Raw genomic sequence first — 15,205 nt, forward strand, 5'->3', positions numbered from 1 at the left:
CGGGAACGTCGGGCTGCCCCAGGCCGTATCCGGGGCAGTCCGACGTTCTGTTGTGCGGGGTGCTGCACGGTCCGCCTACCCAGGACCTCACACCGCAAGCACGCCGTTCCGCCAGACGGCGCGGACCAGCGGAACACCGGGCCGGTAGGCCAGGTGCACGTGGCTGGGGGCGTCCAGCAGCGCGAGATCGGCGCGTGCGCCCGGCGTGACGCGCCCGATGTCCGTGCGCCGCAGCGCCCGGGCGCCGCCGGCCGTCGCCGACCAGACCGCCTCGTCGGGGGTCATCCCCATGTCCCGTACCGCGAGCGCGACGCAGAACGGCATGGACGAGGTGAACGACGACCCCGGATTGCAGTCCGTGGACAGCGCGACGGTGACGCCCGCGTCGAGCAGCCGCCGGGCGTCGGGCCAGGCAGCCCGGGTGGAGAACTCCGCCCCCGGCAGCAGGGTGGCGACGGTGTTCCCGGCGGCCAGCGCGTCCACGTCGGCGTCCGTGAGGTGGGTGCAGTGGTCGGCGCTGGCGGCGTCCAGCTCCACCGCGAGCTGCACGCCCGGCCCGTGGGAGAGCTGGTTGGCGTGGACGCGCGGGATCAGCCCCTCGGCCCTGCCCGCCGTCAGGACGGCGCGCGCCTGGTCGCCGTCGAAGGCGCCCTTCTCGCAGAACACGTCGATCCAGCGGGCGTACGGGGCGCACGCCCGCAGCATCTCGCCGGTGACCAGGTCGACGTAACCGGCCGGGTCGTCGGCGTAGTCGGGGCTGACGATGTGCGCGCCGAGGTAGGTGACCTCCGATGTCTGCTCGCTCGCGAGGCGCACGGCGCGGGCCTCGTCCTCGACGGTGAGCCCGTAGCCGGACTTGGTCTCGAACGTGGTCGTGCCCTGCTGGAGGGCCTCGCGGAGGTACCGGGCGAGGTTCGCGGCGAGCTCCTCGTCGCTCGCGGCGCGGGTCGCGGCGACGGTGGTGCGGATGCCGCCCGCCTCGTACGCCCGGCCGGACATGCGGGCGTTGAACTCCTGGGTGCGGTCACCGCCGAACACCAGGTGGGAGTGGGAGTCGACGAATCCGGGGAGGACCGCGCGGCCCCGGGCGTCGTGGGCGGCGTCGGCCTGCGGGGCCCTGTCGCCGGGGCCGACCCAGGCGATGTGCTCGCCCTCGATGACGACGGCGGCGTCCTCGACCAGGCCGAGGGGGCCCCGGCCGAGGGCGGGGTCGTTGGTGACCAGGGAGCGGATGTTGTGGATGAGGGTGGAGGGCATGTTCCTTGTCCGGGGTCGGGGGCGGGGCCCGGGGGCGGTCCGGGGCACGGATGGGGGGCGCGCCCCGGGTGCCGCTACCCGTGCAGGGCCGCGATGGAGGTGGCGAGGGCGTGCGCCGTGTCCGGCACGGACAGGTGGACCCCGTCGCGGACCACGTGGCGGCCGCCGACGATCGTGTGGCGGACGTCCGCGCCGGTGGCGGCGAAGACGGCCGTCTCCGCGCCCAGTATCGGAGCGGGGCCCGCCGTGCGGACGGTGTCCAGGGCGACGGTGGCGAAGTCGGCCGGCGCGCCGGGCTCGATGACGCCCGCGTCCGCCCAGCCGAGTGCCGCGTGGCCGTCGGCGCAGGCGGCGCGCAGCAGGGCCGCGGCCGTCCAGTGGCCCCGGGTGCGCGAACGCAGGCGCTCGTTCAGCTCCATGGCCCGCGCCTCCTCGAAGAGGTCGATCACGGCGTGGCTGTCGCTGCCCAGGGAGAGCGGGGAGCCCGCCCGCTGGAGGGGGCCGGCCGGCCCGATGCCGTCGGCGAGGTCGCGTTCGGTGGTGGGGCACATGCAGGTGCCGGTGCCCGAGTCGCCGAGGAGGGCGATGTCCGCGGGGGTGAGGTGCGTGTTGTGGACGCCGGTCGTGCCCGGCCCCAGCACCCCGTGGTCGGCCAGGAGCTGGGTGGGGGTGCAGCCGTGCGCGGCCCGGCAGGCGTCGTTCTCCGCCGTCTGCTCGGAGAGGTGGACGTGCAGCGGGGCCCGCCGGGCCTGCGCCCAGGCGGCGACCGTCGCCAGCTCGGCGGCGGGCACGGCCCGTACCGAGTGGATGGCCGCCCCGTGCCGGACGTACGCCGAGTCGGTCAGCGCCGACACCCGCTCCGCCCAGGCCTCGGCCGTGCCGTCGGAGAAGCGCAGTTGGTGGGAGCTGGGGGCCGCGCCGAAGCCGGAGGACAGATAGGCGGTGTCCAGCAGCGTCAGCCGGATGCCCGCGTCCTCGGCCGCGGCGACCAGGGCCTCCCCCATCGCGTTGGGCCGGGCGTACGGGATGCCGCCCGGCGCGTGGTGGACGTAGTGGAACTCGCCGACCGCGGTGATCCCGGCGAGGGCCATCTCCGCGTACACCGCCCGGGCCAGCGCGTAGTACGTGTCGGGGGTGAGCCGGGCGGCGACCCCGTACATGACCTCGCGCCAGGTCCAGAAGGTGCCGGAACCGACCTGCACGGCCCCGCGCAGCGCCCGGTGGAAGGCGTGCGAGTGGGTGTTGGCCAGGCCGGGGAGGGTGAGCCCGCGCAGGGTGACGGCGCCCGGCGGCGGGGCGGCGGCCCCCGGGCGGACGGCGGTGATCCGCCCGTCGGCCACGTCCACGGCCACGCCGGGCTCGACGTGGGTGTCGAGCCAGGCGTGTTCCATCCAGTAAGTCGTGGTGCTCGTCATGCGCAGGCGAGACCTTCCGTGACGTCGGCGAGCGCGCGGACCCCGGCGACGCAGTCGTCCTCGGCCGCGTACTCCGCCGGGGAGTGCGAGACGCCGGTGGGGTTGCGTACGAACAGCATGGCGGTCGGCACGGACGCGGAGAGGATTCCGGCGTCGTGTCCGGCGCCCGTGCCCAGGACCGGAATCCCGCCGCCGAGCAGCCGGCCGAGTTCGTCGCGCAGCGCGTGCTCGAACTCCACGACCGGGGTGAAGGACTCCCGGACGACCTTCAGGTCGATTCCGGCGCGGGCGGCCGCCTCGTGGGCGGCGGCCTCGATGCCCGCGACGACCCGGTCCAGGGTGTCCTGGTCGGCGGCGCGCGAGTCGAGCCAGCCGCGCACCAGCGAGGGGATCGCGTTGACGCCGTTCGGCTCGACGGAGATCTTGCCGAAGGTGGCGAGCGCGCCGGTGAGCCGGGCCTGGGCGCGGGCGGCGAGGACGGTCTCGGCGTACGTGAGCATGGGGTCGCGGCGGTCGGCGAGGCGGGTGGTGCCGGCGTGGTTGGCCTCGCCGTGGAAGTCGTACCGCCAGCGGCCGTGCGGCCAGATCGCGGAGGCGATGCCGACGGCGTCGCCCGACAGGTCCAGGGCGCGGCCCTGCTCGACGTGGAGTTCGACGAACGCGCCGATCCGGGCGAGGCGTTCGGGGTCGGGGCCGATGGCGGAGGGGTCGTAGCCGGCCGCCTCCATGGCCCGCGGGAGCGGGACACCGTCCCCGTCCGTCAGCTCGTACGCCTTCTCGGGGGTGAGCTGTCCGGCCGCGAGCCGGGAGCCGACGCACGCGAGCCCGAAGCGGGCGCCCTCCTCGTCGCCGAAGTTCGCGATGGCGACCGGCTTGGTGAACTCCGCTCCCCGGTGGCGGAGCTCGTCGAGCGCGGCGAAGGAGGAGACGACGCCCAGCGGCCCGTCGAAGGCGCCGCCGTCGGGCACGGAGTCCAGGTGGGAGCCGATGACGACGGCGTCCCCGGCGAGCGGATCGCCCTGCCAGGCCCACTGGTTGCCGTTGCGGTCGGTCTCGTACGTCAGACCGCGCGCCTCGGCCTGCGACCGGAACCAGGCGCGGCAGTCGGCGTCGGCGGCGGTCCAGGCGTAGCGGCGGTAGCCGCCGGAGGCGGAGCTGCGGCCGATCGGCAGCAGCTCCGCCCACAGCTCGTGGAACGAGGAGGTCACGCGCCGTCACCCGCACGCACGTCGTCGCCCTCGCGCATCGGGACGCGGACGCCCTGGGCGTCGGCGGTCCGCTCGGCGATGTCGTACCCGGCGTCGACGTGCCGGATGACGCCCATGCCGGGGTCGTTGGTGAGCACGCGGCGGATCTTCTCGCCCGCCAGCTCGGTGCCGTCGGCCACCGTCACCTGGCCGGCGTGCAGGGAGCGGCCCATGCCGACGCCGCCGCCGTGGTGGACGGAGACCCAGGACGCGCCCGATGCCACGTTCACCATCGCGTTGAGCAGCGGCCAGTCCGCGATGGCGTCGGAGCCGTCGAGCATGCCCTCGGTCTCGCGGTACGGAGAGGCCACCGAGCCGGTGTCGAGGTGGTCGCGGCCGATGGCCAGCGGGGCGGCCAGGGTGCCGTCGGCGACCATGTCGTTGAACAGCTCGCCGGCCTTGTCGCGCTCGCCCTGGCCGAGCCAGCAGATGCGGGCGGGCAGGCCCTGGAAGTGGACGCGCTCGCCGGCCATCCTGATCCAGCGGTGCAGGGACGCGTTCTGCTGGGAGTCGGCCTCCGGGAAGAGCTTGAGCAGCTCGCGGTCCGTCTTGTGGATGTCGGACGCCTCGCCGGACAGGGCGGCCCAGCGGAACGGGCCCCTGCCCTCGCAGAAGAGCGGGCGGATGTACGCGGGCACGAAGCCGGGGAAGTCGAACGCGCGCGCGTAACCGGCGAGTTTGGCCTCGCCGCGGATCGAGTTGCCGTAGTCGAAGACCTCGGCGCCGGCGTCCATGAAGCCGACCATCGCCTCGACGTGCCGGGCCATGGACTCGCGGGCGCGGGTGGTGAAGCCCGCCGGGTCCTTGGCGGCGGCGTCGGCCATGTCGTCGAAGTCGACGCCGACGGGGAGGTAGGCGAGGGGGTCGTGGGCGGAGGTCTGGTCGGTGACGATGTCGATGGGCGCGCCCTCGGCGAGCAGGCGGGGCAGCAGCTCGGCGGCGTTGCCCAGCAGGCCGATCGACAGCGGGCGGCGGGCGTCGCGGGCCTCCACGGCGAGCCGCAGGGCGTGCTCGGGCGAGTCGGCGCGCACGTCCAGGTACTTGTGCTCGATGCGGCGCTCGATGGCGCGCGGGTCGACGTCGACGCAGATCGCGACGCCGTCGTTCATGGTCACGGCGAGCGGCTGGGCGCCGCCCATGCCACCGAGGCCGGCGGTGAGGGTGATGGTCCCGGCGAGCGTGCCGTTGAACCGCTTCGCGGCGACGGCGGCGAAGGTCTCGTACGTCCCCTGGAGGATGCCCTGCGTGCCGATGTAGATCCACGACCCGGCGGTCATCTGCCCGTACATGGTGAGCCCGAGGGCCTCCAGGCGGCGGAACTCCTCCCAGTTCGCCCAGTCGCCGACCAGGTTGGAGTTGGCGATCAGGACGCGCGGGGCCCACTCGTGGGTCTGCATGACGCCGACCGGACGCCCGGACTGGACGAGCATCGTCTCGTCCTGCTTGAGCGTCCTGAGCGTGCGCACCATGGCGTCGAACGAGCGCCAGTCGCGGGCGGCCTTGCCGGTGCCGCCGTAGACGACGAGCTTGTCGGGGTGCTCGGCGACCTCGGGGTCGAGGTTGTTCTGCAGCATGCGCAGGGCGGCCTCCTGCTGCCATCCCAGGGCGCTGAGCTCCGTACCGCGGGGGGCTCGTACGGGTCGGGGTCCTGACATGGATGCCTCCTGGTCGTGACGCATGACGTTGCCATGATGTTGTTATTCACATCCTGAACTTCTGAATAGAACTAGTCAACACCCCCGTCCCGCCGACTCGCGGGCGCCGCGGGCCCCCCCGGGGGCACCGTTCAGCCGGACGCGGCAGGCACCCGAAGTGACAGATGTACATCCCGTACTCCCGGCACACTCGGCGCATGAGCGAGCCCGTCATCGAGTCCATGGCCGAAATCCGCAAGCACCTCGCCGACGCCATGGACCGCGCCCGCCGCGAGGACACCCCCACGGTCATCACACGGCGCGGCAAGGAGGAGGCCGTGCTGGTCGACATCGACGAGTACCGGCGTCTGCGCCGCATCGAGGAGCAGGCCGAGGAGGACTGGCTGAACCAGCTCGCCGACGCGGCCGAGGCCGAGGGCACGGAGGGGTCGGTCACTCTCGAAGAGATGGCCGCCCGGCTCCGGTCGCACCACGGCTGAGGCGATGGGACACGTCACGCGGTTCACTCCGCACGCCCAGCGCGATCTGCTCACGCTGCCCCAGCCCGACGCCCTGCGCGTGCTGCGCAAACTCGCCGACCTGCAGAAGGCCATGGACCGGGGCGACACCTCGGCCTTCGACATCAAGGCCTCCAGGGTCACTCCGCGCGTTGGAGACTGCGCACCGGCGACTGCCGGGCCGTCTACACGGTCGAGAACGGCCGGCTCGTCCTGTGGGTGCTGGCCGCAGCCAACCGCCGCGACGTGTACCGCGGAATGTGAACAGCCGGAGTTCTCCGCGCACAGGCTAGTGCGGAACGGCCCCCTCCGATGGAATATGCCAGAACTCCCCTCCCCCTCCCCCCAGTTGGTTAGTGTCAGCCCCACCACGCAAGCCCGGCGGGGACCCGGGAGGAGGGGAGTTCTGCGTGTCCGGAATCGACGCATGCCTGGTCGAAGCGATGGAGTTGCCCGGCGCACGCGGGGCGGCCGTCGTCGACTGGACCAGCGGACTCGCCCTCGGCACCGCCGGGGAGGCCGCCGGCGGCGACAGCGAGACCGCCGCCGCCGAATCCGCCGAGCTGGCCCGGATGGCCGCCGAGCACGGCACCTTCGCCCCCGGCCCCGGCCGGCACCGGCGCGACGACCCGGGACAGGCCGACAAGGGCCTGCCCGTCGAGGACGTCATCGTCACCACCCGCACCGACTACCACCTGCTGCGCTACGTGGAGACCTCCTTCGACAGCAGCGTCTTCCTCCACCTGTGGCTCGACCGCGAACAGGGCAACCTCGCCCTGGCCCGGCTGCGCCTGGCCGACCTCGCCGAACGGCTGGTGCTGGGATGACCGCCGCCACCCTGGTCCCGCCCCCGCCGCCGCTCTCCCCGATGCTGGCCCGCCTCGCCGACGAGCGCGCCACCGGCGCCCTGCTGCGCGACCACGGCACCCTCTACCTCGACGACGGCCAGGTGGTGCACGCCGAGAGCCCGGCCGCGCCGGGCCTGGAGGTCCTGCTGGACGGGCGGCTGCCCCGGGAGGGCTGGCAGGAGGCGTTCAACCTGGCCGGGCCCGACGGCCGGGTCGGCCGCTACCTGGTGGACAGCGGCCGCCTGGCCGACGGCGAGCTCGAACTCGCCCACCTGGGCGCCCTGTTCGACGCCGCCTACTTCGTGCTCGGCCCCGGCAGCGGACCGACCCGCTTCCGGCACGGCGTCGCGCACTGGATGGGCCCGGTGCGCCCCGTGCCGGCCCGGGCGCTGGCCCGTGAGTGCCTGCGCCGCAGGGAACTGCTGGACGCCCTGTGGCCGTACCCCGGCACCGACGACTCCCCCGTCGTGCGCACCGAGACCGACCTGCCGTACCCCGTCACCCGCCGCCAGCGGGACGTGCTCGACCTCGCCGACGGGGTGCGCACCCCCGCGGACATCGCCCGCCTGCTGGGCCGGGCCGCCTTCCACACCCTGGTCGACGTGCGGCGGCTCGCGGCGGCCGGCGCCGTGGCCACGCCGCACGAGGCCCCGGGCGCCGCCGCCGTCGCCCCGCCCCCGTGGCTGCCCCGGGTGACCGAGGACCCGGACGTCGCCCTGCTGCGCAGACTCCGCAACGCCCTGGAGGCACTGTGAAACGCGCCCTGCGCACGCGCGCGGTACGGGCCGACAAGCGCGCGGAGCGGAGGTCCGCGCCCCTGGACCGGCCCAGGCCCCCGGACCCGGAGGTCCTCGCGGAACTGGGCCGGCTGCGGGCCCGGCTGCCCCAGTTGACCGGCGCCGTCGCCGCCAGCGTGGACGGGCTCGTGCTCGCCGAGGACGCCCCCGGCGTCGAACCGGAGGGCGTCGCCGCCCTCACCGCCGCCGCCCTCGGGGTGTCCCTGCGGCTCACCGACGCCACCGGGCAGGGCGGCTTCCGGGAACTGCTGGTGCGCGGCGAGGACGGTTACGTCGCCACGTACGCGGCCGGGGCCTGCGCCGTGCTGACCCTGCTGGCCGAACCCCGGATCAACGTCGGCCGGCTGCACCTCGAAGCCCGCCGGGCGGGGGCCCGTATCGGCGAGCTCATGGACCGTGCGAACGCCCCCGGACCGGACCGGACCGCGACCGCGCACACCGGCACGGACACGACCACGACCACACGCCCCACCCCCAACTGACCACACGAAGGAAGTGCGAGCACCATGGCCACCACCGAAGCCGCCCTCAAGGAAGCAATGACCACCATCGAGGGCGCCGTCGGCGTCGCCCTCGTCGACTACACCAGCGGCATGGCCCTGGGCACCGCCGGCGGCACCAAGGACCTCGACCTCACGGTCGCGGCCGCGGGCAACACGGACGTGGTGCGCGCCAAGGTCCGCACCATGGAGCTCCTCGGCCTGAACGACGAGATCGAGGACATACTGATCACCCTGGGCACCCAGTACCACCTGATCCGCCTGATGCGGGGCCGCGGCGCCAACGGCCTCTTCCTGTACCTGGCGCTCGACAAGGGCCGCGCGAACCTGGCGATGGCCCGGCACCAACTCCGCAAGATCGAGACCGAGTTGGAGGTCTGAGCCGCCACCGGGACGGGGGGCGCGCCCCGGCACGCCGCCCCCGCCCCCCTGTCCCGCCCCGCGCCTACTCCACGAACAGCCCGCGCGCCGTCGCCCGTACGTCGAACTCCTCCAGCCGCGCCTGCGCCTGCGGGAGCCCGTCGCACATCGCCTCCAGCAGCACCCGCCCCAGCAGCATCGGCGCGCACGCCGTGTCGAAGGCGAGCCCGGTGCCCACGGCCGCCGGAATCAGCAGGTCGCTGTGGCGGGCGACCGGCGCGAAGGCGGAATCGGCGACGGTCACCACGACGAGCCCCTGCTCGCGGGCGTACGCCAGCGCCTCCACGACCTCCTTGGGGTGGCGCGGCAGCGCGAAGCACAGCAGGACGTCCGCCCCCGCCCGCCGGGCCGCGTCGATCCGGTCGGCGAGCATCGAGCCGCCCTCGTCGAGCAGCCGCACATCGGGGTGCACCTTCGCCGCGAAGTACGCGAAGCCGCGCGCCTGCGAGGACGCGGCCCGCAGCCCGAGCACCGGCAGCACCCGTGAGGACGCGAGCAGCCGGCCCGCCCGCTCGACGGGCGACGGGTCGGCGAGGACCTCGGCGAGGTGCCGCAGGTTCTCGATCTCGCCCAGCACGGCCTGCTGGTATTCGTTGTACGAGACCTCCTCGGCCCCCGCGCCGTCCGCCGGGGCGACCTCGCGCAGGTGCCTGCGCAGCGCCGGGTAGCCGTCGAAGCCGAGCGCGACCGCGAACCGGGTCACCGACGGCTGGCTGACCCCGGCCAGCTCCGCCAGCTCCACGCTGGACAGGAACGGCACCTCCCCGGCCCGCCGCACCATGCTGTGCGCGATGCGCCGCTGGGTGGGCGTGAGCCGCCGCCCCTCGAACAACTGCTGGAGCCGCCCGGCGGCGGACCCCGCTCCCCCGTCACCGGTGCCGGACCCGCCGCCCGCGCCGCCGTTCGCGGCCCCGACCGTCTCGCCCATGTCCGACCCCGCCTCCCTGTTCCTATTCAGCCGCCCAGTCGCCTGCATGACCATATACAGGACGCGGTGCGGGGGTGAAGGGACGCCGCCCCGGGCCGGGTTTCCGGGGGCGGCCCCCCAAGCGAAACCGGGGGTTACCCCCACTGCCCCGGCGACCCCGCGTCCGTACCGTCGAAGCATGGACGCAACAGGCCGCGCTCGCGATCCCGAGCTGAAGAAGGACCTCGACGCCACCGTGGACGCCCGGAGGGAACTCGGGGCGGACTACGAGGCGGCCCTGGTCGAATCGTTCCTGGAGAAGGTCGAGCAGCGCCTCGACGCCACGGTCGACCGGCGGGTGCGCCGGCAGCTCGCCGAGCAGCAGACGACCGTCACCCGCCATTCCTCCCGGCCCGCCCGGCCCGCCTCCGGCGACGGCGGCTTCGGCGAGCGCTTCGGCCTCGCCGTCGTCACGCTCGTCCTCGCCGTCCCGCTCTCCGCGATCGCCGTCGCCAACGCCGGGCTGCTCGGCCTGATCGTGTGCTGGCTCGGCATCTTCGGCGTGAACGCGGTGCACTCGACGTGGCGCGCGCCCTGGAGCGAGGGCCGCCGGAACCGCGCCGGGGCCTCCGACTGGGAGTGAGCCGGCGCGCCTAGCCGCCCTTGCGGTACGTGCGGGGAGCGCTGCCGTTCGGGTACGACCGGGTGAGCACCTCGCCCGAGGCCCGCAGGGTGGAGGAGGAGCCCGTCTCGCACCCCTTGGCCGATGTGCGCCGGTCCACCACGGCGGGACCGATGCGGGCGGCGCCGCCGGACGCGGTGAAGAGGTTGGCGTACGACACGCACTTCTTCCCCTCGTCGGAGGCCGAGACCAGGGTCACGGCCCGGGCGCCCGGGGCGGCCTGACGGACGGTCACCTTCTGGGTGCCGCCCGACGCGAGCTCGCGCGTCCACGTCCCGACGAGGTTCGCCGGGACCCTCTCGCTGCCGGGGGCGACGCGGCGCAGCGTGGCGGTCCGGTCCAGCCCCTTCCACACCAGGGTGTCGCCCGTCCCCCGGCGCAGGCTCTGCGCCGTGATGACGTTGCACCGGGAGCGCGGGACGCCGGACACGAAGCTGCCGGTCAGGGTGACGGTCCCCGCGCGCACGGACTTCAGCGTCCCGCTGCTGGTGCACTCGTACGCCGCGTCGATGCTCGTGCCGCGCAGGACGGCGTCGCCCGTCCCGCCCGCGGAGAGGGTGAAGCGGCGGTCCTGGCCGAGCGGCTTGCCGTCCTTGAGCACGCTGCCGATCCAGGTCCCGTGGAACTCCTCCGGCAGCCGGGCCCCGGCGGCGTCGGGGGTCTTCGTGCTCTTCGCGCCGCCGCTCGCGGACGGTGCGGGCGGGTCGAGGGCGGCCCCCGGCAGGGGAGCGGCCTCCTCGCCCCGGCCGGGCGGCGCGGTGGGCGCCGCCTGCGGACCGCGCGCGCCGGCGGGCTCCTCCTCCCCCTTCAGCAGGGGTACGGCGACGGCGGCGCCGACCGCCAGCACCCCGGCCACCGCGCCCCCGACGAGGAGCCCCCGCCGGGCGTGTTGGGCGGGCGGGGAGACGGGGGCGCTGCTGGTGACGACGGGGCCGACGGGGGGCGCGGGGGCCGAGGGCGGCCCGAACCGGCCGCCGTGACCCTGGCCGCCGTGACCCTGGCTGCCGTAGTCCGGGCTGCCGTAGTCCGGGCTGCCGTAGTCCGGGCTGCCGTAGTCCGGGCCGCCGTAACCCCGGCCGCCGGGGGCCGGGCCGCCGTGTCCCTGGCCGCCGTAGTCCGGGCCGCCGTGGCTCTGGTGGGGAGCGGGAGGACCGCTCCGATGCGTCGCGTCCGGCGTCCCCCCTCCCGGCGTCCCCCCTTCCGTCGGCTCCGCGTCCAGGAGCTGCGCCGCGCGCTGGCCCAGGTCCGCGATGAGGGCGGGCGGCAGCCACGGGGAGACGGCGGGGCCCGAGGCCGCCCGGCGGATCAGCTCGGCCGGTTCGGGGCGGTCCCGGGGCTCCTGGGCGCAGCAGGCCCGCACCAGGTCGGCCACCGGCTCCGGGACGCCGGTCAGGTCCGGCTGCCCGGCGGCGATGCGGAACATCACCGCGTGCAGCCCGCCCGTTCCGCTGCCGTCGCCGAACGGGAGCCGTCCGGTCGCCGCGTACGCCAGCACCGTGCCGAGGGCGAACACGTCGCTGGCCGGGCCGAGCCGCTCGTCGCGGATCTGCTCGGGCGACATGCAGCCGGGCGAGCCGACCACGACGCCCGTGCCGGTCGGGCCGGTGGCCGCGAGGCCGGTCCCGGCCATCCCCTTCGCGATGCCGAAGTCGATGACCTTGGGTCCGCCGATGGTGACGAGCACGTTGCCCGGCTTGAGGTCGCGGTGGACGAGCCCGGCGGCGTGGATGTCGGCCAGGGCGTGGCCGAGGCCGGCGGCCAGGGTGCGCACCGAATGCTCCGGCAGCGGCCCGTACGCGCCGACGACCTCGGCGAGCGAGGGCCCGGGAACGTATCCGGTGACCACCCACGGCACCTCGGCGTCGCAGTCCGCGTCCAGCACGGGCGCGGTCCACGCCCCGCCCACCCGCCGGGCCGACTCGACCTCCTGGCGGAACCGGCCGCGGAAGTCGGCGCGCCCCGCCAGCTCGGCCCGGATCAGCTTCACGGCGACGGTGCGCCCGGTCGCCGACCGGCCCAGGTACACGCACCCCATGCCGCCCTCACCGAGCCGCCCGAGCAGCCGGTACGTGCCGACGGCGCGCGGATCGCCGTCCCCCAGGCCCTCCACGACGCGACCGACCCCTTCCCCGAACCCCGAACGTGTGTCCCGCACGCGACAGGCCCGCATCGTACCGTGAGCCCCGGGCCGAGACCTGGGCGGCGCCGGTCGATCCGGGCCCGTGCGCGTGCCGGGAACGGACGGGGCGTCAGCTCTTCGCGAGGAAGGCCAGCAGGTCCTGCCTGCTCACCACGCCGGTCGGCTTGCCCTCGATCAGGACGATCGCCGCGTCCGCGCCGCCCTTGCCGCCGAGGACGCCCATCAGGTCCTCCACCGGCTCGCCGGAGCCCACCTGCGGCAGCGGCGCGGACATGTGCTTCTCCAGCGGGTCGGTCAGCGAGGCCCGCTGGGCGAACAGCGCGTTCAGCAGCTCGCGTTCCACGACCGAGCCGATGACCTCGGCGGCCATCACGTCCGGGTGGCCGGCGCCCGGCTTCACGATCGGCATCTGCGAGACGCCGTACTCGCGCAGCACCTCGATGGCCTGGCCGACGGTCTCCTCCGGGTGCATGTGCACCAGGTGCGGGATGGCCCCGCCCTCCTTGAACCGGAGCACGTCGCCCACCCGCGCCGACGGACCCGCGTCCTCCAGGAAGCCGTAGTCGGCCATCCACTCGTCGCTGAAGATCTTGCTCATGTACCCGCGCCCGCTGTCCGGCAGCAGCACGACCACCACGTCGTCCGGGCCCAGCCGCTCCGCGACCCGCAGCGCGGCCACGACCGCCATGCCGCAGGAGCCGCCGACCAGCAGGCCCTCCTCCTTGGCGAGGCGGCGCGTCATCTGGAAGGAGTCCTTGTCGGAGACCGCGACGATCTCGTCCGTGACGCTCTTGTCGTAGGCGGTGGGCCAGAAGTCCTCACCGACGCCCTCCACGAGGTACGGCCGCCCGGAACCGCCCGAGTAGACCGAGCCCTCGGGGTCCGCGCCGACCACCCGGACCCGGCCCTCGCTGATCTCCTTCAGGTAGCGGCCGGTGCCGGAGATGGTGCCGCCCGTGCCGACGCCCGCGACGAAGTGGGTGATCCTGCCCTCCGTCTGCTCCCACAGCTCGGGTCCCGTGGTCTCGTAGTGCGACCGGGGGTTGTTCGGGTTGCTGTACTGGTCGGGCTTCCAGGCACCCGGCGTCTCGCGGACGAGCCGGTCGGAGACGTTGTAGTACGAGTCCGGGTGCTCCGGGTCGACGGCCGTGGGGCAGACGACGACCTCCGCGCCGTACGCGCGCAGCACGTTGATCTTGTCCAGCGACACCTTGTCGGGGCAGACGAAGATGCACTTGTAGCCCTTCTGCTGGGCCACGATCGCCAGGCCGACACCGGTGTTGCCCGAGGTGGGCTCCACGATGGTGCCGCCGGGCCGGAGCGCGCCGCTCTGCTCGGCGGCCTCGATCATGCGGACGGCGATCCGGTCCTTCACGGAGCCGCCCGGGTTGAAGTACTCGACCTTCGCGAGAACGGTCGCCTGAATTCCTGCGGTCACTCTGTTCAGCTTCACCAGCGGGGTGTTGCCGACGAGGCTGATCATCGAGTCGTGAAAGTGCACGTCTTCTCCGGGGTTTCCGTGATGGTGCCGCCCAGAGTAGGCCCGCGCCGTACGACTGCTCCACTCCCCGTATTCACCGATGGCGGAGATTACGCAGCACCCGTTACCGGGCAGTTAGGAGATGTACGGACTGCTTTCCGTACGGATGTTCCACGGACATCCCCGCGGATGGCTCTACGAGGAGGTGGCTGCGACGGTGTCGAGAGCGAGGGTGGCACGGCGGATCGCCGCCGGCGCGGCGTACGGCGGCGGCGGGATCGGGCTGATCGGCGTCGCGGCGGTGGGGCTGGTGCTGGCGGAGGTGCAGTTGGCGAAACGGTCGGTGGGCGGCGGGGTGGCCCCGATCGCCCCGCCCGCGGACGGTCTGTACGGCACGGCCTTCGCGGGCCGGACCGGGCTGCCGGCGCTGCGGCTGGGCGTTCTGGGCGACTCCACCGCGGCCGGCCAGGGGGTGCGGCGGGCCGGGCACACGCCCGGGGCGCTGCTGGCCTCCGGTCTGGCGGCGGTGGCGGAGCGGCCGGTGGAGCTGCGCAATGTGGCGCTGCCGGGGGCCATGTCGGACGATCTGGACCGTCAGGTCTCGCTGCTGGTACGGGACCCGATCCGGCCGCCGGACGTCTGCGTGATCATGATCGGCGCGAATGACGTGACCCACCGGATGCCGCCCACCCAGTCCGTGCGCCACCTGGCCTCGGCGGTGCGCAGGCTGCGCACGGCCGGGGCGGAGGTGGTGGTCGGGACCTGCCCGGACCTCGGCACCATCGAGCCCGTCTACCAGCCGCTGCGGTGGCTGGCCCGGCGCGTCTCGCGGCAGCTCGCGGCGGCGCAGACCATCGGGACGGTCGAGCAGGGCGGGCGGACGGTGTCGCTCGGGGACCTGCTGGGCCCCGAGTTCGAGGCGAACCCGCGCGAGCTGTTCGGGCCCGACAACTACCACCCCTCGGCGGAGGGGTACTCCACCGCGGCGATGGCGGTCCTGCCCACCCTGTGCGCGGCGCTCGGCCTCTGGCCGGAATCCGATCGGCTGGACGGGGACCGCGAGGAGTCGATGCTGCCGGTGGCACGGGCGGCGACCCGGGCCGCGGCGGAGGCGGGCACGGAGGTCACGGGCGCCCGCGGCCCCTGGGCCCTCCTCAAGCACCGGCGCCGCCGCCGCATCCCCACCGCCCCGGACCCGGCCCACGCGCCGAGCGCGACGGGGTAGGGGGGCGGAGGGGGTGCCGCGAGGCTTGCGGGGCCGCGGGGCCGCACGAGGCCACGGGATGCGGAAGTCGCGGGGCCGCAGGAGGCCACCGGCCCGCACGGGGCCACGAGCCCGCACGGGGCCACGAGCCCGCAC

At 74.7% G+C, this 15,205-nt stretch carries 14 protein-coding genes; 7 read left to right on the forward strand and 7 right to left on the reverse strand.

Features of this window, described 5'->3' with window-relative positions:
• Positions 1–87: 87 nt before the first annotated feature.
• The 4 genes from hutI to hutU all read right to left on the reverse strand — a co-directional run bounded on the left by hutI (position 88) and on the right by hutU (position 5,574).
• Positions 88–1,257: an imidazolonepropionase gene (gene hutI, locus ACIP93_RS00220; RefSeq protein WP_345222278.1), complete on the reverse strand. Its 1,170-nt coding sequence runs from the start codon at positions 1,255–1,257 to the stop codon at positions 88–90.
• Between the two features lie 74 nt (positions 1,258–1,331).
• The gene (locus ACIP93_RS00225) at positions 1,332–2,672 is read right to left on the reverse strand and encodes a formimidoylglutamate deiminase (protein WP_401753988.1); all 1,341 of its coding nucleotides are present in this window, start codon (positions 2,670–2,672) and stop codon (positions 1,332–1,334) included.
• Positions 2,669–3,880 carry an allantoate amidohydrolase gene (locus ACIP93_RS00230; protein ID WP_345222272.1) on the reverse strand — a complete coding sequence of 404 codons (1,212 nt, stop codon included), beginning with the start codon at positions 3,878–3,880 and terminating at the stop codon, positions 2,669–2,671. The genes ACIP93_RS00225 and ACIP93_RS00230 overlap by 4 nt, the downstream gene beginning before the upstream one ends.
• A complete protein-coding gene (gene hutU / locus ACIP93_RS00235) occupies positions 3,877–5,574 on the reverse strand; it encodes a urocanate hydratase (protein WP_345222270.1) in 1,698 nt (565 codons plus the stop codon). The genes ACIP93_RS00230 and hutU overlap by 4 nt, the downstream gene beginning before the upstream one ends.
• Positions 5,575–5,771: 197 nt before the next feature.
• Here hutU and ACIP93_RS00240 point away from each other — a divergent pair, with 197 nt between their 5' ends.
• From ACIP93_RS00240 to ACIP93_RS00260, 5 genes are all read left to right on the forward strand, one after another.
• Positions 5,772–6,053, forward strand: a complete 282-nt coding sequence (locus ACIP93_RS00240; RefSeq protein WP_345222269.1) for a type II toxin-antitoxin system Phd/YefM family antitoxin — start codon at positions 5,772–5,774, stop codon at positions 6,051–6,053.
• Between the two features lie 428 nt (positions 6,054–6,481).
• Positions 6,482–6,898 carry a hypothetical protein gene (locus ACIP93_RS00245; RefSeq protein WP_345222264.1) on the forward strand — a complete coding sequence of 139 codons (417 nt, stop codon included), beginning with the start codon at positions 6,482–6,484 and terminating at the stop codon, positions 6,896–6,898.
• A complete protein-coding gene (locus ACIP93_RS00250; RefSeq protein ID WP_345222261.1) occupies positions 6,895–7,674 on the forward strand; it encodes a DUF4388 domain-containing protein in 780 nt (259 codons plus the stop codon). The genes ACIP93_RS00245 and ACIP93_RS00250 overlap by 4 nt, the downstream gene beginning before the upstream one ends.
• A gap of 62 nt (positions 7,675–7,736) precedes the next feature.
• Positions 7,737–8,198 carry a roadblock/LC7 domain-containing protein gene (locus ACIP93_RS00255; protein WP_345226425.1) on the forward strand — a complete coding sequence of 154 codons (462 nt, stop codon included), beginning with the start codon at positions 7,737–7,739 and terminating at the stop codon, positions 8,196–8,198.
• A 24-nt stretch (positions 8,199–8,222) separates the two neighbouring features.
• Positions 8,223–8,597: a hypothetical protein gene (locus ACIP93_RS00260; protein WP_345222260.1), complete on the forward strand. Its 375-nt coding sequence runs from the start codon at positions 8,223–8,225 to the stop codon at positions 8,595–8,597.
• A gap of 64 nt (positions 8,598–8,661) precedes the next feature.
• On the opposite strand, the gene ACIP93_RS00265 is transcribed toward ACIP93_RS00260, so the two are convergent.
• A complete protein-coding gene (locus tag ACIP93_RS00265) occupies positions 8,662–9,564 on the reverse strand; it encodes a MurR/RpiR family transcriptional regulator (protein ID WP_345222258.1) in 903 nt (300 codons plus the stop codon).
• A gap of 178 nt (positions 9,565–9,742) precedes the next feature.
• Between ACIP93_RS00265 and ACIP93_RS00270 the strand changes: the two genes are divergently transcribed.
• On the forward strand, positions 9,743–10,186 hold the full coding sequence (locus tag ACIP93_RS00270) for a hypothetical protein (protein WP_345222256.1): 444 nt from the start codon (positions 9,743–9,745) through the stop codon (positions 10,184–10,186).
• 10 nt (positions 10,187–10,196) lie between these two features.
• Here ACIP93_RS00270 and ACIP93_RS00275 read toward each other — a convergent pair whose 3' ends face one another.
• Both ACIP93_RS00275 and ACIP93_RS00280 read right to left on the reverse strand, forming a co-directional pair.
• On the reverse strand, positions 10,197–12,335 hold the full coding sequence (locus ACIP93_RS00275; RefSeq protein WP_401753995.1) for a protein kinase: 2,139 nt from the start codon (positions 12,333–12,335) through the stop codon (positions 10,197–10,199).
• Positions 12,336–12,474: 139 nt separating this feature from the next.
• Positions 12,475–13,866: a cystathionine beta-synthase gene (locus ACIP93_RS00280; protein ID WP_345222254.1), complete on the reverse strand. Its 1,392-nt coding sequence runs from the start codon at positions 13,864–13,866 to the stop codon at positions 12,475–12,477.
• Positions 13,867–14,077: 211 nt separating this feature from the next.
• Between ACIP93_RS00280 and ACIP93_RS00285 the strand changes: the two genes are divergently transcribed.
• Positions 14,078–15,070: an SGNH/GDSL hydrolase family protein gene (locus tag ACIP93_RS00285; protein WP_345226424.1), complete on the forward strand. Its 993-nt coding sequence runs from the start codon at positions 14,078–14,080 to the stop codon at positions 15,068–15,070.
• The last annotated feature ends 135 nt before the right edge of the window (positions 15,071–15,205 follow it).

The organism is Streptomyces sp. NPDC088745, from assembly GCF_044751045.1.
GTDB lineage: Bacteria > Actinomycetota > Actinomycetes > Streptomycetales > Streptomycetaceae > Streptomyces > Streptomyces cremeus.